This is a genomic window from Bacillus zhangzhouensis (genome assembly GCF_000715205.1).
Lineage (GTDB): Bacteria > Bacillota > Bacilli > Bacillales > Bacillaceae > Bacillus > Bacillus zhangzhouensis.
In genome coordinates, this window is sequence record NZ_JOTP01000003.1 from 58492 (window position 1) to 75039 (window position 16548).

Genomic DNA, 16548 nt, shown 5'->3' on the forward strand with positions numbered 1-16548 from the left:
AGACCATGTTAGACCGTTTAAAATCAATTGAAGAACGCTATGAAAAGCTAAATGAATATTTAAGTGATCCTGAAGTGGTAAACGACCCTAAGAAGCTTCGTGAATATTCGAAGGAACAATCTGATATTCAAGAAACTGTTGAGGTATATAGACAATATCGTGCAGCGTACGACCAGCTGAGTGATGCGAAAGCCATGCTGGAAGAGAAGCTGGATGCGGAGATGCGCGACATGGTCAAAGAAGAAATTTCAGAGCTCACAGAGGAAACGGAACGTTTAGAAGACGAGCTGAAAATCTTGCTGATTCCGAAAGATCCAAATGACAACAAGAACGTTATTGTGGAGGTTCGCGGTGCAGCGGGCGGAGAAGAGGCTGCTCTTTTTGCAGGAAACCTTTACCGTATGTACAGTCGTTATGCTGAAATGCAAGGCTGGAAAACGGAAGTCATGGAAGCAAGTGTCACTGGCACAGGCGGTTATAAAGAAATCATCTTTATGATCAGCGGTAAAGGCGCATATTCTAAATTAAAATTTGAAAATGGCGCACACCGCGTGCAGCGTGTTCCTGAAACTGAATCAGGCGGACGGATTCATACATCAACTGCGACAGTCGCGGTATTACCTGAGGCTGAAGAAGTTGAAATTGATATCCATGAAAAAGACATCCGTGTAGATACTTTCACATCAAGCGGACCTGGCGGACAGAGTGTAAACACGACCATGTCTGCTGTTCGATTAACTCACCTGCCAACAGGAGTCGTTGTATCCTGTCAGGATGAGAAATCACAAATCAAAAACAAAGAAAAAGCAATGAAAGTATTACGTGCGAGAATTTATGATAAATTCCAGCGTGAAGCACAGGCTGAATATGATCAAACGCGTAAATCTGCTGTTGGAACAGGGGATCGTTCAGAGCGTATCCGTACGTACAACTTCCCACAAAACCGTGTAACAGACCACCGCATCGGATTGACGATTCAAAAGCTTGATCAAATTTTAGAAGGAAAACTTGACGAGGTCATTGATGCATTAATTATGGAAGACCAAGCAAGGAAGCTTCAAAATGCAAAATAATCAACGAACAATCTTTGAAGCCCTTAAATGGGCTTCTTCTTTGTTAACGGAAGCCGGTAGAGACCAAAATGCAGCAGAGCTTCTTCTGATGCATGTACTAGGATGGAGCAGAAGTGAACTTCTTGCGCGTTTTCATGACCCACTGCCAGAAGAGAAAGATCGACTGTTCAGCGAGTTTGTCACACAGCACAAACTTGGAGTGCCTGTGCAGCATTTAACAGGTATTGAATTCTTCTATGGTCGTCCCTTCGAGGTGAATAAACATGTGCTCATTCCTCGTCCTGAAACGGAAGAAGTCGTACTAGCGGCGTTGAATATGACGGGTGACGTCTTTCCGCACGATCAGACGCTCAAAGCAGTTGATGTTGGCACAGGAAGCGGGGCAATCGCCATTACGTTAGCTCTTGAAAAGGAATCTCTATCTGTCACAGCGACTGATATCTCACTTGATGCACTTGCAGTAGCGAAGCGGAATCAACAAGCGCTTGGTGCAGACGTTCATTTTTTACATGGAGATTTACTTGAACCAGTCATAGCTCAAGGCATCAAAGTGGATTTGTTTATTTCCAATCCACCCTATATTGCGGTAGAAGAAATGGATAGCCTATCAGAGGTTGTCACAAAGCATGAGCCAGTCCATGCGCTGACTGATGGACGTGACGGTCTGTGGTTTTACCAGAGGCTCGTTCGAGATCTCCACAACGTACTGAGCGAGCAAGCGGTGGTCGTCTTTGAAATTGGACACACCCAAGCGCAAGATGTAAAAGCGCTTCTCATGCAGTCATTCCCTGCGGCTGATGTTCGCATCGTTAAGGATATTAACGAGAAGGACCGAGCTGTTTGCGCACACATTCAAAACGAAAAGTCCGGCTGAATAAAGTCGGACTATTTTATTATGTAAAGATGAAACTTATGGTAAAAGAGAAACGTATATATAAAAGAATGAACATTCTGATCATGATTTTTTTACATAAATTTGTTTTGAAGGAGCGAATGGTGTGAACAGAAGGTATGCGATGGTGTTGGTCATCGTCAGTGTACTATTGATTGTGAGTGCTTGCGGTAAACCGAGCTTTAAAAAAGAGGCAGCAGCATTTGGAGAAAGCTATAAAAAAGCACAATACACAGTGAATCGAACGGATGACCTATCTGACATGAAGGAGAAGTTGAAGTCTTATTTAACCGAGCATGAATATCAAGAATATACACAAGACAGCATGTTTCCAAGTGTATTAGAAGCAGCCAAGGATCAAGATTGTCAAATTAAGCTGAAAAAAATTACGTTTACGCCTTCAGATGAAAGCGATGACAGAATTGAATTTGACTATGAAATGATCATTCAATTTATTGATCAAAAAGGAAAGGTCAAAAAAGAAATCGAGAAAAAGGGGGCAATGACTGTCATCAAAACAGAAGCAGGTTTAAAAATCAGCCGTGATTGGGATGGAAGACTGTACCCTTCTGACTACCAATCCTCAGTCCAAAGTCGTTCTTAATTTGAACGGCTTTTTTTGATTTGACTCATAATCTATTAAAAACATCATGTTTGCTGTTTAAGAGATGAGTTTCCTGGACACAATGTTTGTAGCGAAGAGAAAAAGTGGGGGGAACACATCATGTTCAAAAGTAAAATGATGATTTGTCTTTATATGTTTCTATTATTATGCGGTGCTTTTGCAAACCTTGGCCGGGAGGAGACGGCGGCTGCTTCTGCAAACCAGCCTGTCGTGATACCGGATGAAGCGATTCGATTACGAATTTTAGCGAATAGTGATCGTTCAGCGGATCAGGATGTGAAAAGAAGCATTCGAGATGAGGTCAATGCCAATATGACGGAGTGGGTCAAAGACCTGACATCCATTGAAGAAGCAAGACGTGTCATTCGGTCAAAGCTGCCAGAAATCAATCGTATGGCCAAAGCAAAGTTGAAAGAACAACACATTGATCAATCCGTGTCGGTCAGTTTTCAAAAAGCCTCTTTTCCAACAAAGCTATATGGAAATTTTGTCTATCCTGCTGGAAAATATGAAGCCATTTTAATTACGCTTGGAGAAGGGGACGGAGCCAATTGGTGGTGTGTGTTATTCCCGCCTCTCTGCTTTATCGACTTTTCAAATGGAGAAGCCATTGCCTCGCCAGAAGGGAATGATGAAGACCAAGTGACAGCGCAGCAAACAGGTGAGTCCGTCAATGAAGTGGTGAAAGAAGAGGAAGAAGAGACTGGAGAAGTGAAATTCTTTCTGTTCGAATGGGTCTCTAGTCTTTTCTCTTAAAAAAGGTATAAAACTGTTTTTGCCTCATAGAGTTGAAGTAAGAGATCAAAAAGAGGTGAAAGCATGTATTATCAATTGAGGATAGCCACAGAAGAAGATGCTCCTACTATTAATGCTTTTCTTGAAAAGGGACAAGCGAAAGGTGGAGTAACGATTGCAGAGTGTACCACATTTGTTGTCATGGAAGATGCGAATGGACAGCTGGCAGGCTGTTTAGGTCTTGAACAGCTTAATGAACAAGAGGGATTGCTGCGGTCACTTGTCATTTCAGATAAACTCGGTCAGGGGCACATTGTTTCTTTGTTCCAAAGTGTTCAAACACTGGGAGAAAAAAAAGGTGTGGATACTTTTTATGTCGTAGCAAACCATTCAGCCTCACATGACTTTTTAGCATTAATGGGATTCACGCCTTTAAAGGATATTCCGGATAGCGTGTGGGTATCTGCGCATGCAAAAGAGTCATTGGACAAAGAACAGGCCGTGGTGCTGCAAAAAAAGAGCAGTTAATCACAAAACACTGGACTTATTCACATACTTATCCACTGTTAAACAAGCGTTATCCACAAATTGTGGACAACGCTTGTTTTATTTAGCATCATCTTTTATACTTTCAAAAGGATAATTGAGATATATCAACAGTTTTATCTTTTTTAAAAGGAGTTTGTATGATGTTAAATACAAAAAGATGGTCTGTGGATTTAGAAAAGGATTTATCCACATACTATCCACAAATTGAACAGGCTGCCCTTCTGTTGCAGCAAAACGAAGTGGTCGCTTTCCCGACAGAGACCGTTTATGGACTAGGGGCAAATGCGAAAGAGACAGAGGCCGTCATGAAAATTTATGAAGCGAAAGGACGTCCAAGTGATAATCCGTTGATTGTTCACATTGCGGAGGTTCAGCAGCTTCATGAATTTGCACAAATAGAAAACGAAAAAGCGAAGGCGCTAATGGATGCCTTTTGGCCGGGTGCCTTAACCATTGTCCTTCCGTGTAAACTGGGCACTTTATCAAAGCAGGTCACAGCTGGCCTATCCACAGTTGGCGTGAGAATGCCTGATCATCCCATTGCGCTTGAGCTCATCCGAGCAGCTGGTCTGCCAATTGCCGCACCAAGCGCCAATCGCTCAGGGAAACCATCACCGACACTGGCTGACCATGTAGCGAGTGATCTCGATGGAAGAATTGCAGGGATTGTCGATGGTGGTTCTACTGGTATTGGTGTTGAGTCAACGGTTGTATCCTGTGTAGATGAAACTCCAGTGATTTTAAGGCCGGGCGGTATCACAAAAGAAGCGTTAGAAGAAGTAGTCGGTGCAGTCAGCATCGATCCAGGGCTAACGAAAAAGGACGAGGCACCAGTATCGCCAGGGATGAAATACACACATTATGCACCTGAAGCACATATGTATATCTTTCATGGAAGTGATGAAGAGATGCAGCGTCACATTCAGAAGTATCAGGCTGAGGGGCAAAAAGTCGGTGTACTGACAACAGAAGAAAAGAAATCGTTGTTTACGGCAGATGTTGTGTACAGCTGTGGATGGAGAGAGAAGCCTGAAACTGTTGCTGCAAACCTATATCGTGTGCTGAGACAATTTGATGAGACGGATGTAGACTTGATCATTTCAGAAGCCTTTTCAGAGCAGGGGGTTGGTTCTGCGATTATGAACCGTCTGCAAAAAGCGGCAGGAGGGCGTACACTCTCTTCTTTCAAATAGTTCTAACCTTCCTTGGACAAACATAGGTTAAAGGAGAATGCGTGTCCAAGGGGGATTTACATGAATGAACTAGCTGGCGAATTGCTGACACTCAGTATCATGGCTTTTGCGCTTGGGATGGATGCCTTTTCGGTTGGACTTGGCATGGGGATGATTCAACTGAGGTTCCGTCAGATCATTTATATTGGACTTGTCATTGGGATATTTCATATGTTTATGCCTCTTTTTGGCATGCTGACAGGTCAGCTCTTATCTGGTTGGCTCGGTCTCCTTGCAACCTATATCGGAGGGGCGCTGCTTATCGTGCTGGGGCTGCAAATGATCATTGCGTCTATCCGAAAAGAGGATAAACCATTTATCGCACCTGTTGGTACTGGTCTCGTTCTTTTTGCGACAAGTGTGAGCTTAGACAGTTTCTCCGTTGGTTTAAGCCTGGGGATTTACGGTTCTCGGGTGTGGATGACCATTTTATTGTTTGGTTTTTTTAGTATGTTGCTTACATGGCTTGGATTATTACTCGGTAAACAGGTCCGGTCATGGGTTGGTTCATATAGTGGGGCGCTTGGCGGCATCATTTTACTAGCCTTTGGAATCAAATTATTATTTCCGCTATAGCCAGTCTCCTTACATAACATGTAGAATGAAATCCTATATAATAGAAGAAAAGGAGGGCGAATGATGAATATCTTATTTGTTTGTACTGGTAATACATGCAGAAGTCCGATGGCTCAAGCCCTTTTTGCTTCAATTGCAGATGAAAAAGGTTTGCAGGCCACTGTGAAATCAGCGGGCATCTTTGCCACTAATGAGGGGAAGGCTTCTCCGCAAGCGGTCGAAGCATTATTTGAGAAAAGCATTCCACTCAATCACTCATCGTCAAAGCTGACAGAGGATCTTCTTCACGAAGCTGATTACGTCTTCACCATGACGATTCAGCATAAACAGTTGATTTTGGAGCAATATGGATATGGAAAAGAAAAGGTTTTCACATTAAAGGAATTTGCGATAGGAACAGAAGGCGATGTATCCGATCCATTTGGAGGAAGTCTTGCTGTTTATCAGGAAACACGTGATGAACTAGAAGTATTGCTGTATCAGCTGGCTGAAAAACTAAAAAAGGATAGGACATCCTCATAAATGGACAACCTGTAAAACCGTTTCGAAAACGGTTTTTCTGCTTTTGTTTGCAAATGACTAGGCAGAGGTTAAAATATAACTGTGAATAAAGAATGAATGTAAGACATGACAGATCAACTCACCCTTAGGAGGAATAGCCTGATGAAAGTAGCCATTGCATCCGATCACGGCGGAACGAATATTCGTGAAGAAATCAAGCAACTGATGGATGAATTGAAGATTGAATACATTGATATGGGTTGTGAATGTGGATCAGGATCTGTAGATTATCCGGATTATGCTTTTCCTGTAGCCAATATGGTGGCAAACGGAGAAGTCGATCGTGGCATTTTAATTTGTGGGACAGGCATCGGCATGAGCATCTCAGCAAACAAAGTGAAAGGCATTCGCTGTGCACTGGCACATGATACATTTAGTGCGAAAGCAACGAGAGAACATAATGATACAAATGTTCTTGCGATGGGGGAACGTGTCATTGGACCAGGACTAGCACGTGAGATCGCACACATTTGGCTGACGACAGAATTTATGGCAGGACGCCATGCTACGCGGATTGGTAAAATCTCTGATTATGAAGAAAAGCACCTATAAGGAGCGCTTAACATGAACATTGGTCAAGATTGGCTTGAAATGTTAAAAGAGTTTCATCAAGCAGTCGAACTGCGTGCTGGCCAAATCTTAGTGATTGGCTGCAGTACGTCGGAAGTGGCTGGCGAGCATATTGGTACAGCAGGAAGTGAGCAAATTGCGGAGGCCATTTATCAAGAGCTGGACCAGCTAAGAAGAGAGACCGGTATTGAGCTAGCCTTCCAGTGCTGCGAGCATCTCAATCGTGCCCTCGTCGTTGAAGAAGAAGTGGCTTTCCGGCTAAACCTAGAAATTGTGGCCGCGGTACCTGTACGTAAGGCAGGGGGTTCTATGGCGGCTCATGCATATCAGCAAATGGAACACCCTGTATTAGTTGAATCCATTACGGCGCATGCAGGAATTGATATCGGCGATACATTGATTGGGATGCACTTAAAGCGAGTGGCCGTTCCTGTCCGCCTTAGTCGTCATCAATTAGGACAAGCACATGTGACGTTTGCGAAAACACGTCCGAAGCTGATTGGTGGAGAACGAGCGGTTTATACAAGATCATAGCTCGATTATATTTCTAATATAATGTTGAATGATGAAGAGGCTTCACCCCTTTAATATTCGGTTTTTCATAAAAAAGAAGTCCATTTTCCAAAAAAAACTTTTACATTTTACTCAAAAACCGTGTACAATGAGATGGTGAAAACATCGAATGGAAATAGATTGGAGAGGATTTCGCTGATGAAACATTTACCTGAGCAAGACGCACAAGTATTCAAAGCAATTCAACTAGAGCGGAAACGCCAGCAGGACAAAATCGAATTAATTGCATCAGAAAACTTCGTAAGCGAAGCAGTCATGGAAGCACAGGGCTCAGTTTTAACAAACAAATATGCTGAGGGCTACCCTGGTAAACGCTACTATGGCGGCTGTGAACATGTAGACGTTGTAGAAGATATCGCACGTGATCGCGCAAAAGAAATTTTTGGCGCTGAGTATGTGAACGTACAGCCTCACTCAGGTGCTCAAGCGAATATGGCCGTATACTTTACAATTCTTGAGCATGGCGATACAGTGCTAGGCATGAACTTATCACATGGTGGGCATTTAACACACGGAAGCCCTGTAAACTTTAGTGGTGTACAATACAACTTTGTAGAATATGGTGTAGATAAAGAAACACAGCATATCGACTATCAAGATGTACTTGAAAAAGCACGTGAGCATAAGCCGAAGCTAATCGTTGCGGGTGCAAGTGCATATCCACGTCAAATTGATTTCAAAAAGTTCCGTGACATTGCTGATGAAGTCGGTGCTTACTTTATGGTCGACATGGCTCACATTGCGGGTCTTGTTGCAGCAGGTCTTCATCCAAATCCAGTTCCTTACGCAGATTTTGTGACAACGACAACTCACAAAACTTTACGCGGACCTCGCGGCGGAATGATTCTATGCCGTGAAGAGTTTGGTAAAAAGATCGACAAATCGATCTTCCCTGGTATTCAAGGTGGACCACTGATGCATGTTATCTCTGCAAAAGCTGTTTCTTTCGGTGAAGTATTGAACGGAGATTTCAAAACATATGCACAAAACGTGATCGATAACGCAAAACAACTAGCTGAAACACTTTTATCTGAGGATATTCAGCTTGTATCTGGTGGAACAGATAACCATCTAGTTCTCATCGACTTGCGTACTCTTGGCATCACAGGGAAAATTGCAGAAAATGTTCTGGATGAAATCGGCATCACAGTGAACAAAAATGCGATTCCTTATGATCCAGAGAAACCATTTGTCACAAGTGGTGTACGAGTAGGTACAGCAGCAGTGACAAGCCGCGGGTTCGATCAAGAAGCGATGAAAGAAGTCGGTTCCATTATTGCGCTTGCTCTTAAACATCATGAAGATGAAGCGAAATTAGAAGAGGCGAAAAAGCGTGTGTCTGATCTCACTGCCCGCTTCCCTCTATATAATGAATTAGATTATTAAAAAGCAGACCCATTTGCCTATTTTTGGCATGTGGGTTTTTTTTGTAGGATTTGCGAATCATATTGAAAGATGATGTCTTTTTATGTAGAATTGTAGGAAGTGTGCAAAGTTCACCGGAAGATGACAGAAAAGGAGTTGTAGCAAGCAATGGCAAAGGTTTATGTATTTGATCACCCGCTAATTCAGCACAAACTTACATATATTCGTGACGTTCATACAGGAACAAAAGAATTTAGAGAGCTAGTGGATGAAGTCGCAACATTAATGGCATTCGAAATCACAAGAGACTTACCGCTTGAAGAGGTAGATGTAGAAACACCTGTACAAGTAGCTAAATCAAACGTGATCTCAGGTAAAAAACTCGGTGTTGTGCCAATTTTAAGAGCAGGTCTTGGAATGGTAGACGGGATTTTGAAGCTCATTCCAGCTGCTAAAGTGGGACATGTCGGTTTATACCGTGATCCGAAAACATTAAAGCCTGTTGAATATTATGTGAAGCTTCCATCTGATGTGGAAGAGCGTGAATTTATCGTAGTAGACCCAATGCTTGCAACTGGCGGCTCAGCAGTCGAAGCGCTAAACAGTTTGAAAAAACGCGGTGCGAAAAACATTCGCTTCATGTGTCTCATTGCTGCCCCTGAAGGTGTAGAAGAAATGCAAAAACATCATCCAGATGTCGATATCTACATTGCAGCATTAGATGAGAAGTTGAACGAAAAAGGTTACATCATCCCAGGTCTTGGTGATGCTGGTGACCGCATGTATGGAACAAAATAAGAATGTTCAAATGAAACCCCACATGCAAACGTGCATGTGGGGTTTTTGAAAAATATGACAAACGGGTGATATCGTTCTTAGAAAAATCAATGTATACTGAACATTAGCTGTTTTTTTCAATGAATGTCACAACTCTCCTAAAGTTTGATGAAATTGTGAACATTTTGTGTGCTCTATCACTATAGAAAAGTTTTTTAACTTTCAACGGATTGACACATCATAGACGCTATTGTATGCTAAACGAGGGTATTATGGTAAGGTTTTCATAGCCTATAGCACTCTACTAATCCTCATTGTGAACCCTTTAATTATCAGGGTTTGTATCAGCGAATGAAGCAGCATCCCATAGATCTAAAGATTCCAAGTCTGATTGTGCAATTAGACCGATGGGTGATTGATTTTTTTCGAACAAGACGTCTTATCATCAGCGTCTTCTACGCAGTTTTCATCACCATTTATCATCTTTTTTACAATATTTTTCATCGGGAGTCAGATGAATGAACGATCCAAACGCGATTTTCCGCAGACAGAGTAAATACATGTTGTATCTATTGGCAATTTTTGTGTTTGGCTTTGCCATGCCTGGTTTTAAACCACTGTTCCTTGGTTTCATTATCGGCACAATTTTTGCTTTCTTTAATTTATTCCTACTTATACGGAGAATGCACGCTTTTGATCGGGCGGTTAAAAAAGGAAAATCAATTCGTTCAATGGGAAGTACAGCCAGGTGGGCCAACGCGATTCTCGCAGTAGCGATTGCTTGGCGTTACCCTAATGAAGTTCATCTGGCAGGTGTTGTTATAGGATTAATGACAATATATCCTGTCATTATGATAGATTCCTTCATTCAACTTAAACGTTCTACTATGGAAGAGAGGTGAATACTCTTTGGGTCACAGTTCAAAAACTACAGAATTTTTAGGGTTAACGTTCAACTTATCCAATGTTCTCATGATTACGATTGCTAGTATCATCGTTCTTCTCATAGCGGTGCTGACTACTCGTGTTCTGTCTATTCGTCCGACAAAGGCGCAGAACTTCATGGAATGGATTGTTGATTTTGTTCGAAATATCATAGGTAGTTCGATGGACATGAAAACAGGAGCCCCATTTCTAGCGCTTGGCGTTACATTACTCATGTACATATTTGTTTCAAACATGCTTGGACTGCCATTCTCGATTTCGGTCGATCACAACTTGTGGTGGAAATCACCAACAGCAGACCCAGCAATCACAATGACACTAGCGATTATGGTCATGGGATTGACACATTACTACGGTGTCAAGGCAAAAGGAGTCAAGGAATATACGAAAGACTACTTTAGACCAATTCCACTTTTAGTACCATTGAAACTTATTGAAGAATTTGCAAACACGCTAACACTTGGTTTGCGTCTTTATGGAAATATTTTCGCTGGAGAGATTCTTCTTGGGTTACTTGCAGGACTTGCGACCAATTTTTACTCGCAAAACATTGCGCTTGGTATCATTGGTACATTAGGTGCCATCGTGCCGATGATTGTATGGCAGGCATTCAGTTTGTTTGTCGGAACAATCCAGGCATTTATTTTCACAATGCTGACAATGGTCTACATTTCCCATAAAGTCAGCGACGAACACTAAAAATTTGAGAGTCCAAAAAGGACGTTATTTTAAAGGAGGAGCTTTTTAATGAATTTAATAGCAGCAGCAATTGCAATCGGTTTAGGAGCACTAGGAGCAGGTATTGGTAACGGTCTAATCGTATCTAAAACAGTTGAGGGAATCGCTCGTCAGCCAGAAGCTGGTAGAGAACTAAGAACACTTATGTTCATCGGGGTAGCTTTAGTAGAGGCACTTCCAATTATCGCTGTCGTTATCGCATTCTTGGCATTCTTTGGTTAATATGTGAGAAGCGTTCTAATATGAATTTTAATGGCGAAGATCAGATTAGTTCGAAACTTCGCCATTCCTTTATGTTTTGTTTCTTAACATATTATTTGAAGAAGGGAGTTGCCGTACTAAATGTCTCAGTTACCAGTGGTTTTAGGAGCAGGAGGCTTAAGTTTCAACGCCGGGGATATGATATTCCAGCTTATCGCTATGCTCATCCTGCTTGTACTTTTAAAGAAATTTGCGCTTAAACCTTTATTAGGTATTATGAAGCAGCGTGAAGATTATATAGGAAATGAAATTTCAAGTGCTGAACAAAAGCATGTTCAAGCTGAAAAACTTCTTGAAGAACAACGTGTTTTATTGAAAGAAGCACGCGAAGAATCACATACACTCATCGAAAATGCGAAAAAGCTTGGTGAGAAACAAAAAGAAGAGATCATTCAAGCAGCACGTCAAGAGTCAGAGCGCTTGAAAGAATCTGCTAGAACTGAAATCGTGAAAGAAAAAGAACAAGCTGTGGCTGCACTGCGTGAGCAGGTTGCATCACTATCTGTGCTAATTGCTTCTAAAGTGATTGAAAAAGAACTTGATGAGCAAGCACAGGAGAAATTGATCCAAGAGTATCTTAAAGAGGCAGGCGAAAGCCGATGAGCATAACAATTGTCTCTAAGCGTTACGCTTCTGCTCTTTTTGACATCGTTCTTGCTTCTTCGGCAGTAGACGAAACTGAAAAAGAGCTGAATGAGATCAAAAAAGTGCTAAAGGCTGATCAAGAACTGAACCACTTTCTTGTTCATCCGAAGATTACGGCAGACAAAAAGAAACATTTGATTGCAGAAGCTTTCAAAGGTGTTTCAACTTATGTGTTGCACACAATGTATTTACTGATTGACCGCGGACGCACGAATATTTTCCCTGAAATGACGTCTGAGTTTGTGAAACTTGCAAACCGCACGAAACAAATAGACGATGCGATCGTGTATTCAGTTAAACCGCTTAGCGGGGCTGAAATTCAATCATTATCTGAAGTATTTGCCAAAAAAGCCGGAGTCACATCACTGCGTGTTGAAAATGTGATTGACAAGGATCTAATAGGCGGAGTGAAAATCCGTATCGGAAACCGCATTTATGACGGCAGTGTCAGCGGAAAGCTTTCCCGCATTGAACGTCAGCTTGCAGGCGAAAATCGTTAGAAGGGGTGAAACCTTAGTGAGTATCAAAGCTGAAGAGATTAGCGCGCTGATAAAGCAGCAAATCCAAAACTATCAATCTGAAATCGAAGTAAAAGATGTCGGTACAGTCATTCAAGTAGGGGACGGTATCGCGCGTGTACATGGCCTTGACAACATTATGGCAGGAGAACTAGTTGAGTTCTCTAACGGTGTAATGGGTATGGCTCAAAACCTTGAGGAGTCTAACGTAGGTATCGTTATTTTAGGACCTTACAAAGATATCCGCGAAGGTGATGACGTAAAACGTACAGGTCGTATCATGGAGGTTCCTGTAGGTGAAGAGTTAATCGGACGTATTGTGAACCCACTTGGTCAGCCTGTTGATGGACTAGGTCCAATCTTAACAAGCAAAACACGTCCAATCGAAAGTGAAGCACCAGGCGTTATGGATCGTAAATCTGTACATGAGCCGCTTCAAACAGGAATTAAAGCCATTGATGCCTTGATTCCAATCGGACGTGGACAGCGTGAATTAATCATTGGTGACCGTCAAACAGGTAAAACATCTGTTGCAATTGATACGATCCTAAACCAAAAAGATCAAAACATGATCTGTATCTATGTAGCGATCGGACAAAAAGAATCAACAGTTCGTGGCGTTGTTGAAACACTTCGTAAGCATGGTGCGCTTGACTACACAATCGTTGTCACAGCTTCTGCATCACAGCCAGCTCCACTTCTTTACCTTGCTCCATATGCAGGTGTAACGATGGGTGAGGAATTCATGTATAACGGCAAGCATGTACTTGTTGTATATGATGACCTTTCTAAACAAGCGGCAGCTTATCGTGAGCTTTCATTATTGCTTCGTCGTCCTCCAGGTCGTGAAGCATTCCCTGGTGATGTTTTCTATCTTCACTCTCGTTTATTAGAACGTGCAGCGAAGCTTAGTGACGAAAAGGGTGGCGGTTCTATCACAGCATTGCCTTTCGTAGAAACGCAAGCTGGTGATATCTCTGCATATATCCCAACAAACGTTATTTCGATCACAGATGGACAGATCTTCTTACAATCTGATCTCTTCTTCTCAGGCGTACGTCCAGCGGTAAACGCAGGATTGTCTGTATCCCGTGTAGGTGGTTCTGCACAAATTAAAGCGATGAAAAAGGTAGCAGGTACACTTCGTTTGGACCTTGCTTCATATCGTGAGCTAGAAGCATTCGCTCAGTTTGGATCTGATCTAGACCAAGCCACTCAAGCGAAATTAAACCGTGGTGCAAGAACAGTTGAAGTCTTAAAACAAGACTTGAACAAACCGCTTAAAGTTGAAAAACAAGTAGCGATTCTTTATGCACTGACAAGAGGATACTTAGATGATGTAGCCATTGCTGATGTCAAGCGCTTTGAAGCTGAGTTATTCATGTACATTGAAGAAAACCATAAAGACTTGTTTGACACGATCTCTCAAACAGGAAACATGCCTGCTGATGAAGAGTGGAAGACAGCAATCGAAGGCTTTAAACGTACGTTTGCGCCAAGCAACTAATTAGTAATCTTTCCGAGAGAAAAAGATTCTCTTTTTCTCTCTTTTCACGTAAATGAACACGGATTCCTGAAAAAAGGTGGTGAAATCTTTGGCCTCATTACGCGATATAAAGTCAAGGATCACGTCAACGAAAAAATCGAGTCAGATCACAAAAGCGATGCAAATGGTATCAGCTGCGAAACTGAATCGTGCTGAAAACAATGCGAAGTCTTTTGTTCCTTACATGGAGAAAATCCAGGAAGTCGTTGCTGCAATAGCAACTGGAACAAGTGCTAAGCACCCAATGCTTCTTTCAAGACCGGTCAAGAAAACAGGGTATCTCGTCATTACATCTGATCGAGGGCTTGCAGGACCTTTTAACAGCTCGATTTTGCGTGCCGCTTACCAAACCATTCAATCTCGTCATCAATCTGCTGATGAATACGCGGTGATTGTCATTGGTAAAATCGGACGCGACTTCTTCAAAAAGCGCGGTATTCCAGTTATTTCTGAAGTCACAGGGCTTGGAGACGAAGTAGCGTTTGCTGATATTAAAGAATTAGCAAGCAGTACAGTTCAAATGTTCTCTGATGAAGCGTTTGATGAACTTTACATGTTCTACAACCATTTTGTCAGTGCCATTTCACAAGAAGTAACAGAGAAAAAATTATTGCCGCTAACGGACCTTTCGGCCGCAGCGACATCAAATAAGCGTTCCGCATCTTATGAGTTTGAGCCTTCTGAAGAAGAAATTCTTGAAGTTCTCCTTCCTCAATATGCAGAGAGTTTGATTTTCGGTGCGCTTCTTGACAGCAAAGCAAGTGAACATGCTGCAAGAATGACAGCAATGAAGAGTGCAACAGACAACGCGAAAGAATTGATCGACAACCTGACACTCTCTTATAACCGTGCTCGTCAAGCAGCGATTACACAAGAGATTACAGAAATTGTCGGCGGAGCAGCTGCCTTAGAATAGAAATAATTGTCAGGAGGGAATGCAATGAAAACAGGACGCATCAGTCAGATCATGGGACCAGTCGTAGACGTTCATTTTGAAGACGGTCACTTGCCTGAGATTTATAATGCGATCAAAGTTTCGCATAAAGCGGAAAGCGAAAGTGAAGTTACTATCGACTTAACTTTAGAAGTAGCACTACATTTAGGTGATAATACAGTCAGAACCATCGCAATGGCATCAACAGATGGTGTTAAACGCGGCATGGAAGCTGTAGACCTTGGAAAACCAATTTCAGTACCTGTTGGTAACGTAACACTTGGACGTGTATTCAACGTACTGGGAGATAACATTGACTTAGATGAGCCACTTGGTGTGGAAGCTCAAAGAGATCCAATCCACAGACAAGCGCCATCTTTTGATCAACTTTCTACAGAAGTTGAAATTCTTGAAACAGGTATCAAAGTTGTTGACCTTCTTGCTCCTTATATCAAGGGTGGGAAGATCGGTCTATTCGGTGGAGCCGGTGTAGGTAAAACCGTTCTGATTCAAGAATTAATCAACAACATCGCACAAGAACACGGCGGTATTTCTGTATTCGCTGGTGTTGGAGAGCGTACACGTGAAGGAAACGACCTTTACTACGAAATGAAAGATTCTGGCGTTATCGAAAAAACAGCGATGGTCTTCGGTCAAATGAACGAGCCACCAGGTGCACGTATGCGTGTTGCCCTAACTGGTTTAACAATGGCAGAGCATTTCCGTGATGAACTAGGTCAAGACGTATTGTTCTTCATCGATAACATCTATCGTTTTACACAAGCAGGTTCTGAAGTATCAGCCCTTCTTGGACGTATGCCTTCAGCGGTAGGTTATCAGCCGACACTTGCAACAGAAATGGGTCAGCTGCAAGAGCGTATCACATCTACAAACGTAGGATCGGTTACATCGATTCAAGCGATCTATGTACCTGCGGATGACTATACAGATCCAGCTCCAGCAACAACGTTCGCTCACCTTGATGCAACGACGAACCTTGAGCGTAAGCTGACAGAAATGGGTATTTACCCAGCGGTTGATCCACTTGCATCAACATCTCGTGCACTTGCACCTGAGGTTGTTGGCGAAGAACATTATGCGATTGCGCGTGAAGTTCAGCAAACATTGCAACGTTATAAAGAGCTACAAGATATCATTGCCATTTTAGGTATGGATGAATTATCTGAGGACGATAAGCTTGTGGTACACAGAGCACGTCGTGTTCAATTCTTCCTATCTCAAAACTTCCACGTAGCAGAACAGTTTACTGGCCAAAAGGGTTCTTATGTGCCATTGAAAGAAACTGTTAAAGGCTTCAAGGAAATCTTATCTGGTAAATACGATCACCTTCCAGAAGATGCATTCCGCTTAGTCGGTCGCATTGAAGAAGTGGTTGAAAAAGCCAAAGAGATGGGTGTAGAGGCCTAATCTGG

The 16548-nt window shown here is 42.3% G+C and carries 20 protein-coding genes; all 20 read left to right on the plus strand.

Annotated features, from left to right (window positions below):
* The first annotated feature begins 5 nt into the window (after positions 1-5).
* Positions 6-1073, plus strand: coding sequence for a peptide chain release factor 1 (gene prfA, locus BA70_RS03550; protein WP_034318282.1), 1068 nt, complete (start codon positions 6-8; stop codon positions 1071-1073).
* The gene (prmC, locus tag BA70_RS03555; protein WP_034318285.1) at positions 1063-1947 is read left to right on the plus strand and encodes a peptide chain release factor N(5)-glutamine methyltransferase; all 885 of its coding nucleotides are present in this window, start codon (positions 1063-1065) and stop codon (positions 1945-1947) included. The genes prfA and prmC overlap by 11 nt, the downstream gene beginning before the upstream one ends.
* Positions 1948-2089: 142 nt before the next feature.
* Positions 2090-2569, plus strand: a complete 480-nt coding sequence (locus BA70_RS03560; RefSeq protein WP_034318287.1) for a hypothetical protein — start codon at positions 2090-2092, stop codon at positions 2567-2569.
* Between the two features lie 120 nt (positions 2570-2689).
* Positions 2690-3346: a stage II sporulation protein R gene (gene spoIIR / locus BA70_RS03565; protein ID WP_034318289.1), complete on the plus strand. Its 657-nt coding sequence runs from the start codon at positions 2690-2692 to the stop codon at positions 3344-3346.
* A gap of 63 nt (positions 3347-3409) precedes the next feature.
* Positions 3410-3853 (plus strand): GNAT family N-acetyltransferase, encoded by a 444-nt coding sequence (locus BA70_RS03570; RefSeq protein ID WP_034318292.1) that lies wholly within the window; start codon positions 3410-3412, stop codon positions 3851-3853.
* 161 nt (positions 3854-4014) lie between these two features.
* Entirely contained in the window at positions 4015-5067 is a 1053-nt protein-coding gene (locus tag BA70_RS03575; protein ID WP_078061634.1) for an L-threonylcarbamoyladenylate synthase, read from the plus strand.
* 60 nt (positions 5068-5127) lie between these two features.
* Entirely contained in the window at positions 5128-5682 is a 555-nt protein-coding gene (locus BA70_RS03580; protein ID WP_034318298.1) for a manganese efflux pump MntP, read from the plus strand.
* A 63-nt stretch (positions 5683-5745) separates the two neighbouring features.
* Positions 5746-6204, plus strand: coding sequence for a low molecular weight protein arginine phosphatase (locus BA70_RS03585; protein ID WP_034318302.1), 459 nt, complete (start codon positions 5746-5748; stop codon positions 6202-6204).
* Positions 6205-6345: 141 nt separating this feature from the next.
* Entirely contained in the window at positions 6346-6795 is a 450-nt protein-coding gene (gene rpiB / locus BA70_RS03590) for a ribose 5-phosphate isomerase B (protein WP_034318306.1), read from the plus strand.
* A 12-nt stretch (positions 6796-6807) separates the two neighbouring features.
* A complete protein-coding gene (locus tag BA70_RS03595; RefSeq protein WP_034318309.1) occupies positions 6808-7347 on the plus strand; it encodes a TIGR01440 family protein in 540 nt (179 codons plus the stop codon).
* A gap of 177 nt (positions 7348-7524) precedes the next feature.
* Entirely contained in the window at positions 7525-8772 is a 1248-nt protein-coding gene (glyA, locus tag BA70_RS03600; protein ID WP_034318310.1) for a serine hydroxymethyltransferase, read from the plus strand.
* A gap of 147 nt (positions 8773-8919) precedes the next feature.
* Complete coding sequence (gene upp, locus BA70_RS03605) at positions 8920-9549, plus strand: uracil phosphoribosyltransferase (protein WP_003214553.1); 630 nt, start codon at positions 8920-8922, stop codon at positions 9547-9549.
* Between the two features lie 497 nt (positions 9550-10046).
* Positions 10047-10430, plus strand: coding sequence for an ATP synthase subunit I (locus BA70_RS03610; protein ID WP_034318313.1), 384 nt, complete (start codon positions 10047-10049; stop codon positions 10428-10430).
* A gap of 7 nt (positions 10431-10437) precedes the next feature.
* The gene (atpB, locus tag BA70_RS03615) at positions 10438-11172 is read left to right on the plus strand and encodes a F0F1 ATP synthase subunit A (protein WP_034318315.1); all 735 of its coding nucleotides are present in this window, start codon (positions 10438-10440) and stop codon (positions 11170-11172) included.
* 48 nt (positions 11173-11220) lie between these two features.
* Positions 11221-11433: a F0F1 ATP synthase subunit C gene (gene atpE / locus BA70_RS03620; protein ID WP_003214968.1), complete on the plus strand. Its 213-nt coding sequence runs from the start codon at positions 11221-11223 to the stop codon at positions 11431-11433.
* Positions 11434-11553: 120 nt separating this feature from the next.
* Complete coding sequence (gene atpF / locus BA70_RS03625) at positions 11554-12075, plus strand: F0F1 ATP synthase subunit B (protein ID WP_034318318.1); 522 nt, start codon at positions 11554-11556, stop codon at positions 12073-12075.
* On the plus strand, positions 12072-12617 hold the full coding sequence (locus BA70_RS03630; RefSeq protein WP_034318321.1) for a F0F1 ATP synthase subunit delta: 546 nt from the start codon (positions 12072-12074) through the stop codon (positions 12615-12617). The genes atpF and BA70_RS03630 overlap by 4 nt, the downstream gene beginning before the upstream one ends.
* A gap of 16 nt (positions 12618-12633) precedes the next feature.
* Positions 12634-14142: a F0F1 ATP synthase subunit alpha gene (gene atpA, locus BA70_RS03635; protein ID WP_034318323.1), complete on the plus strand. Its 1509-nt coding sequence runs from the start codon at positions 12634-12636 to the stop codon at positions 14140-14142.
* 88 nt (positions 14143-14230) lie between these two features.
* Positions 14231-15097 (plus strand): F0F1 ATP synthase subunit gamma, encoded by an 867-nt coding sequence (locus tag BA70_RS03640; RefSeq protein ID WP_034318324.1) that lies wholly within the window; start codon positions 14231-14233, stop codon positions 15095-15097.
* Positions 15098-15121: 24 nt separating this feature from the next.
* Positions 15122-16543, plus strand: coding sequence for a F0F1 ATP synthase subunit beta (gene atpD, locus BA70_RS03645; RefSeq protein ID WP_034318326.1), 1422 nt, complete (start codon positions 15122-15124; stop codon positions 16541-16543).
* The last annotated feature ends 5 nt before the right edge of the window (positions 16544-16548 follow it).

Coding starts and splice junctions, on each gene's coding strand:
- BA70_RS03610 (WP_034318313.1), top strand. CDS start 10,047: ATGAACGATCCAAACGCGATTTTCCGCAGACAGAGTAAATACATGTTG.
- atpE (WP_003214968.1), top strand. CDS start 11,221: ATGAATTTAATAGCAGCAGCAATTGCAATCGGTTTAGGAGCACTAGGA.
- spoIIR (WP_034318289.1), top strand. CDS start 2,690: ATGTTCAAAAGTAAAATGATGATTTGTCTTTATATGTTTCTATTATTA.
- BA70_RS03580 (WP_034318298.1), top strand. CDS start 5,128: ATGAATGAACTAGCTGGCGAATTGCTGACACTCAGTATCATGGCTTTT.
- BA70_RS03585 (WP_034318302.1), top strand. CDS start 5,746: ATGAATATCTTATTTGTTTGTACTGGTAATACATGCAGAAGTCCGATG.
- upp (WP_003214553.1), top strand. CDS start 8,920: ATGGCAAAGGTTTATGTATTTGATCACCCGCTAATTCAGCACAAACTT.
- BA70_RS03630 (WP_034318321.1), top strand. CDS start 12,072: ATGAGCATAACAATTGTCTCTAAGCGTTACGCTTCTGCTCTTTTTGAC.
- atpD (WP_034318326.1), top strand. CDS start 15,122: ATGAAAACAGGACGCATCAGTCAGATCATGGGACCAGTCGTAGACGTT.
- prfA (WP_034318282.1), top strand. CDS start 6: ATGTTAGACCGTTTAAAATCAATTGAAGAACGCTATGAAAAGCTAAAT.
- BA70_RS03570 (WP_034318292.1), top strand. CDS start 3,410: ATGTATTATCAATTGAGGATAGCCACAGAAGAAGATGCTCCTACTATT.
- BA70_RS03595 (WP_034318309.1), top strand. CDS start 6,808: ATGAACATTGGTCAAGATTGGCTTGAAATGTTAAAAGAGTTTCATCAA.
- glyA (WP_034318310.1), top strand. CDS start 7,525: ATGAAACATTTACCTGAGCAAGACGCACAAGTATTCAAAGCAATTCAA.
- atpF (WP_034318318.1), top strand. CDS start 11,554: ATGTCTCAGTTACCAGTGGTTTTAGGAGCAGGAGGCTTAAGTTTCAAC.
- rpiB (WP_034318306.1), top strand. CDS start 6,346: ATGAAAGTAGCCATTGCATCCGATCACGGCGGAACGAATATTCGTGAA.
- prmC (WP_034318285.1), top strand. CDS start 1,063: ATGCAAAATAATCAACGAACAATCTTTGAAGCCCTTAAATGGGCTTCT.
- BA70_RS03575 (WP_078061634.1), top strand. CDS start 4,015: ATGTTAAATACAAAAAGATGGTCTGTGGATTTAGAAAAGGATTTATCC.
- BA70_RS03560 (WP_034318287.1), top strand. CDS start 2,090: ATGGTGTTGGTCATCGTCAGTGTACTATTGATTGTGAGTGCTTGCGGT.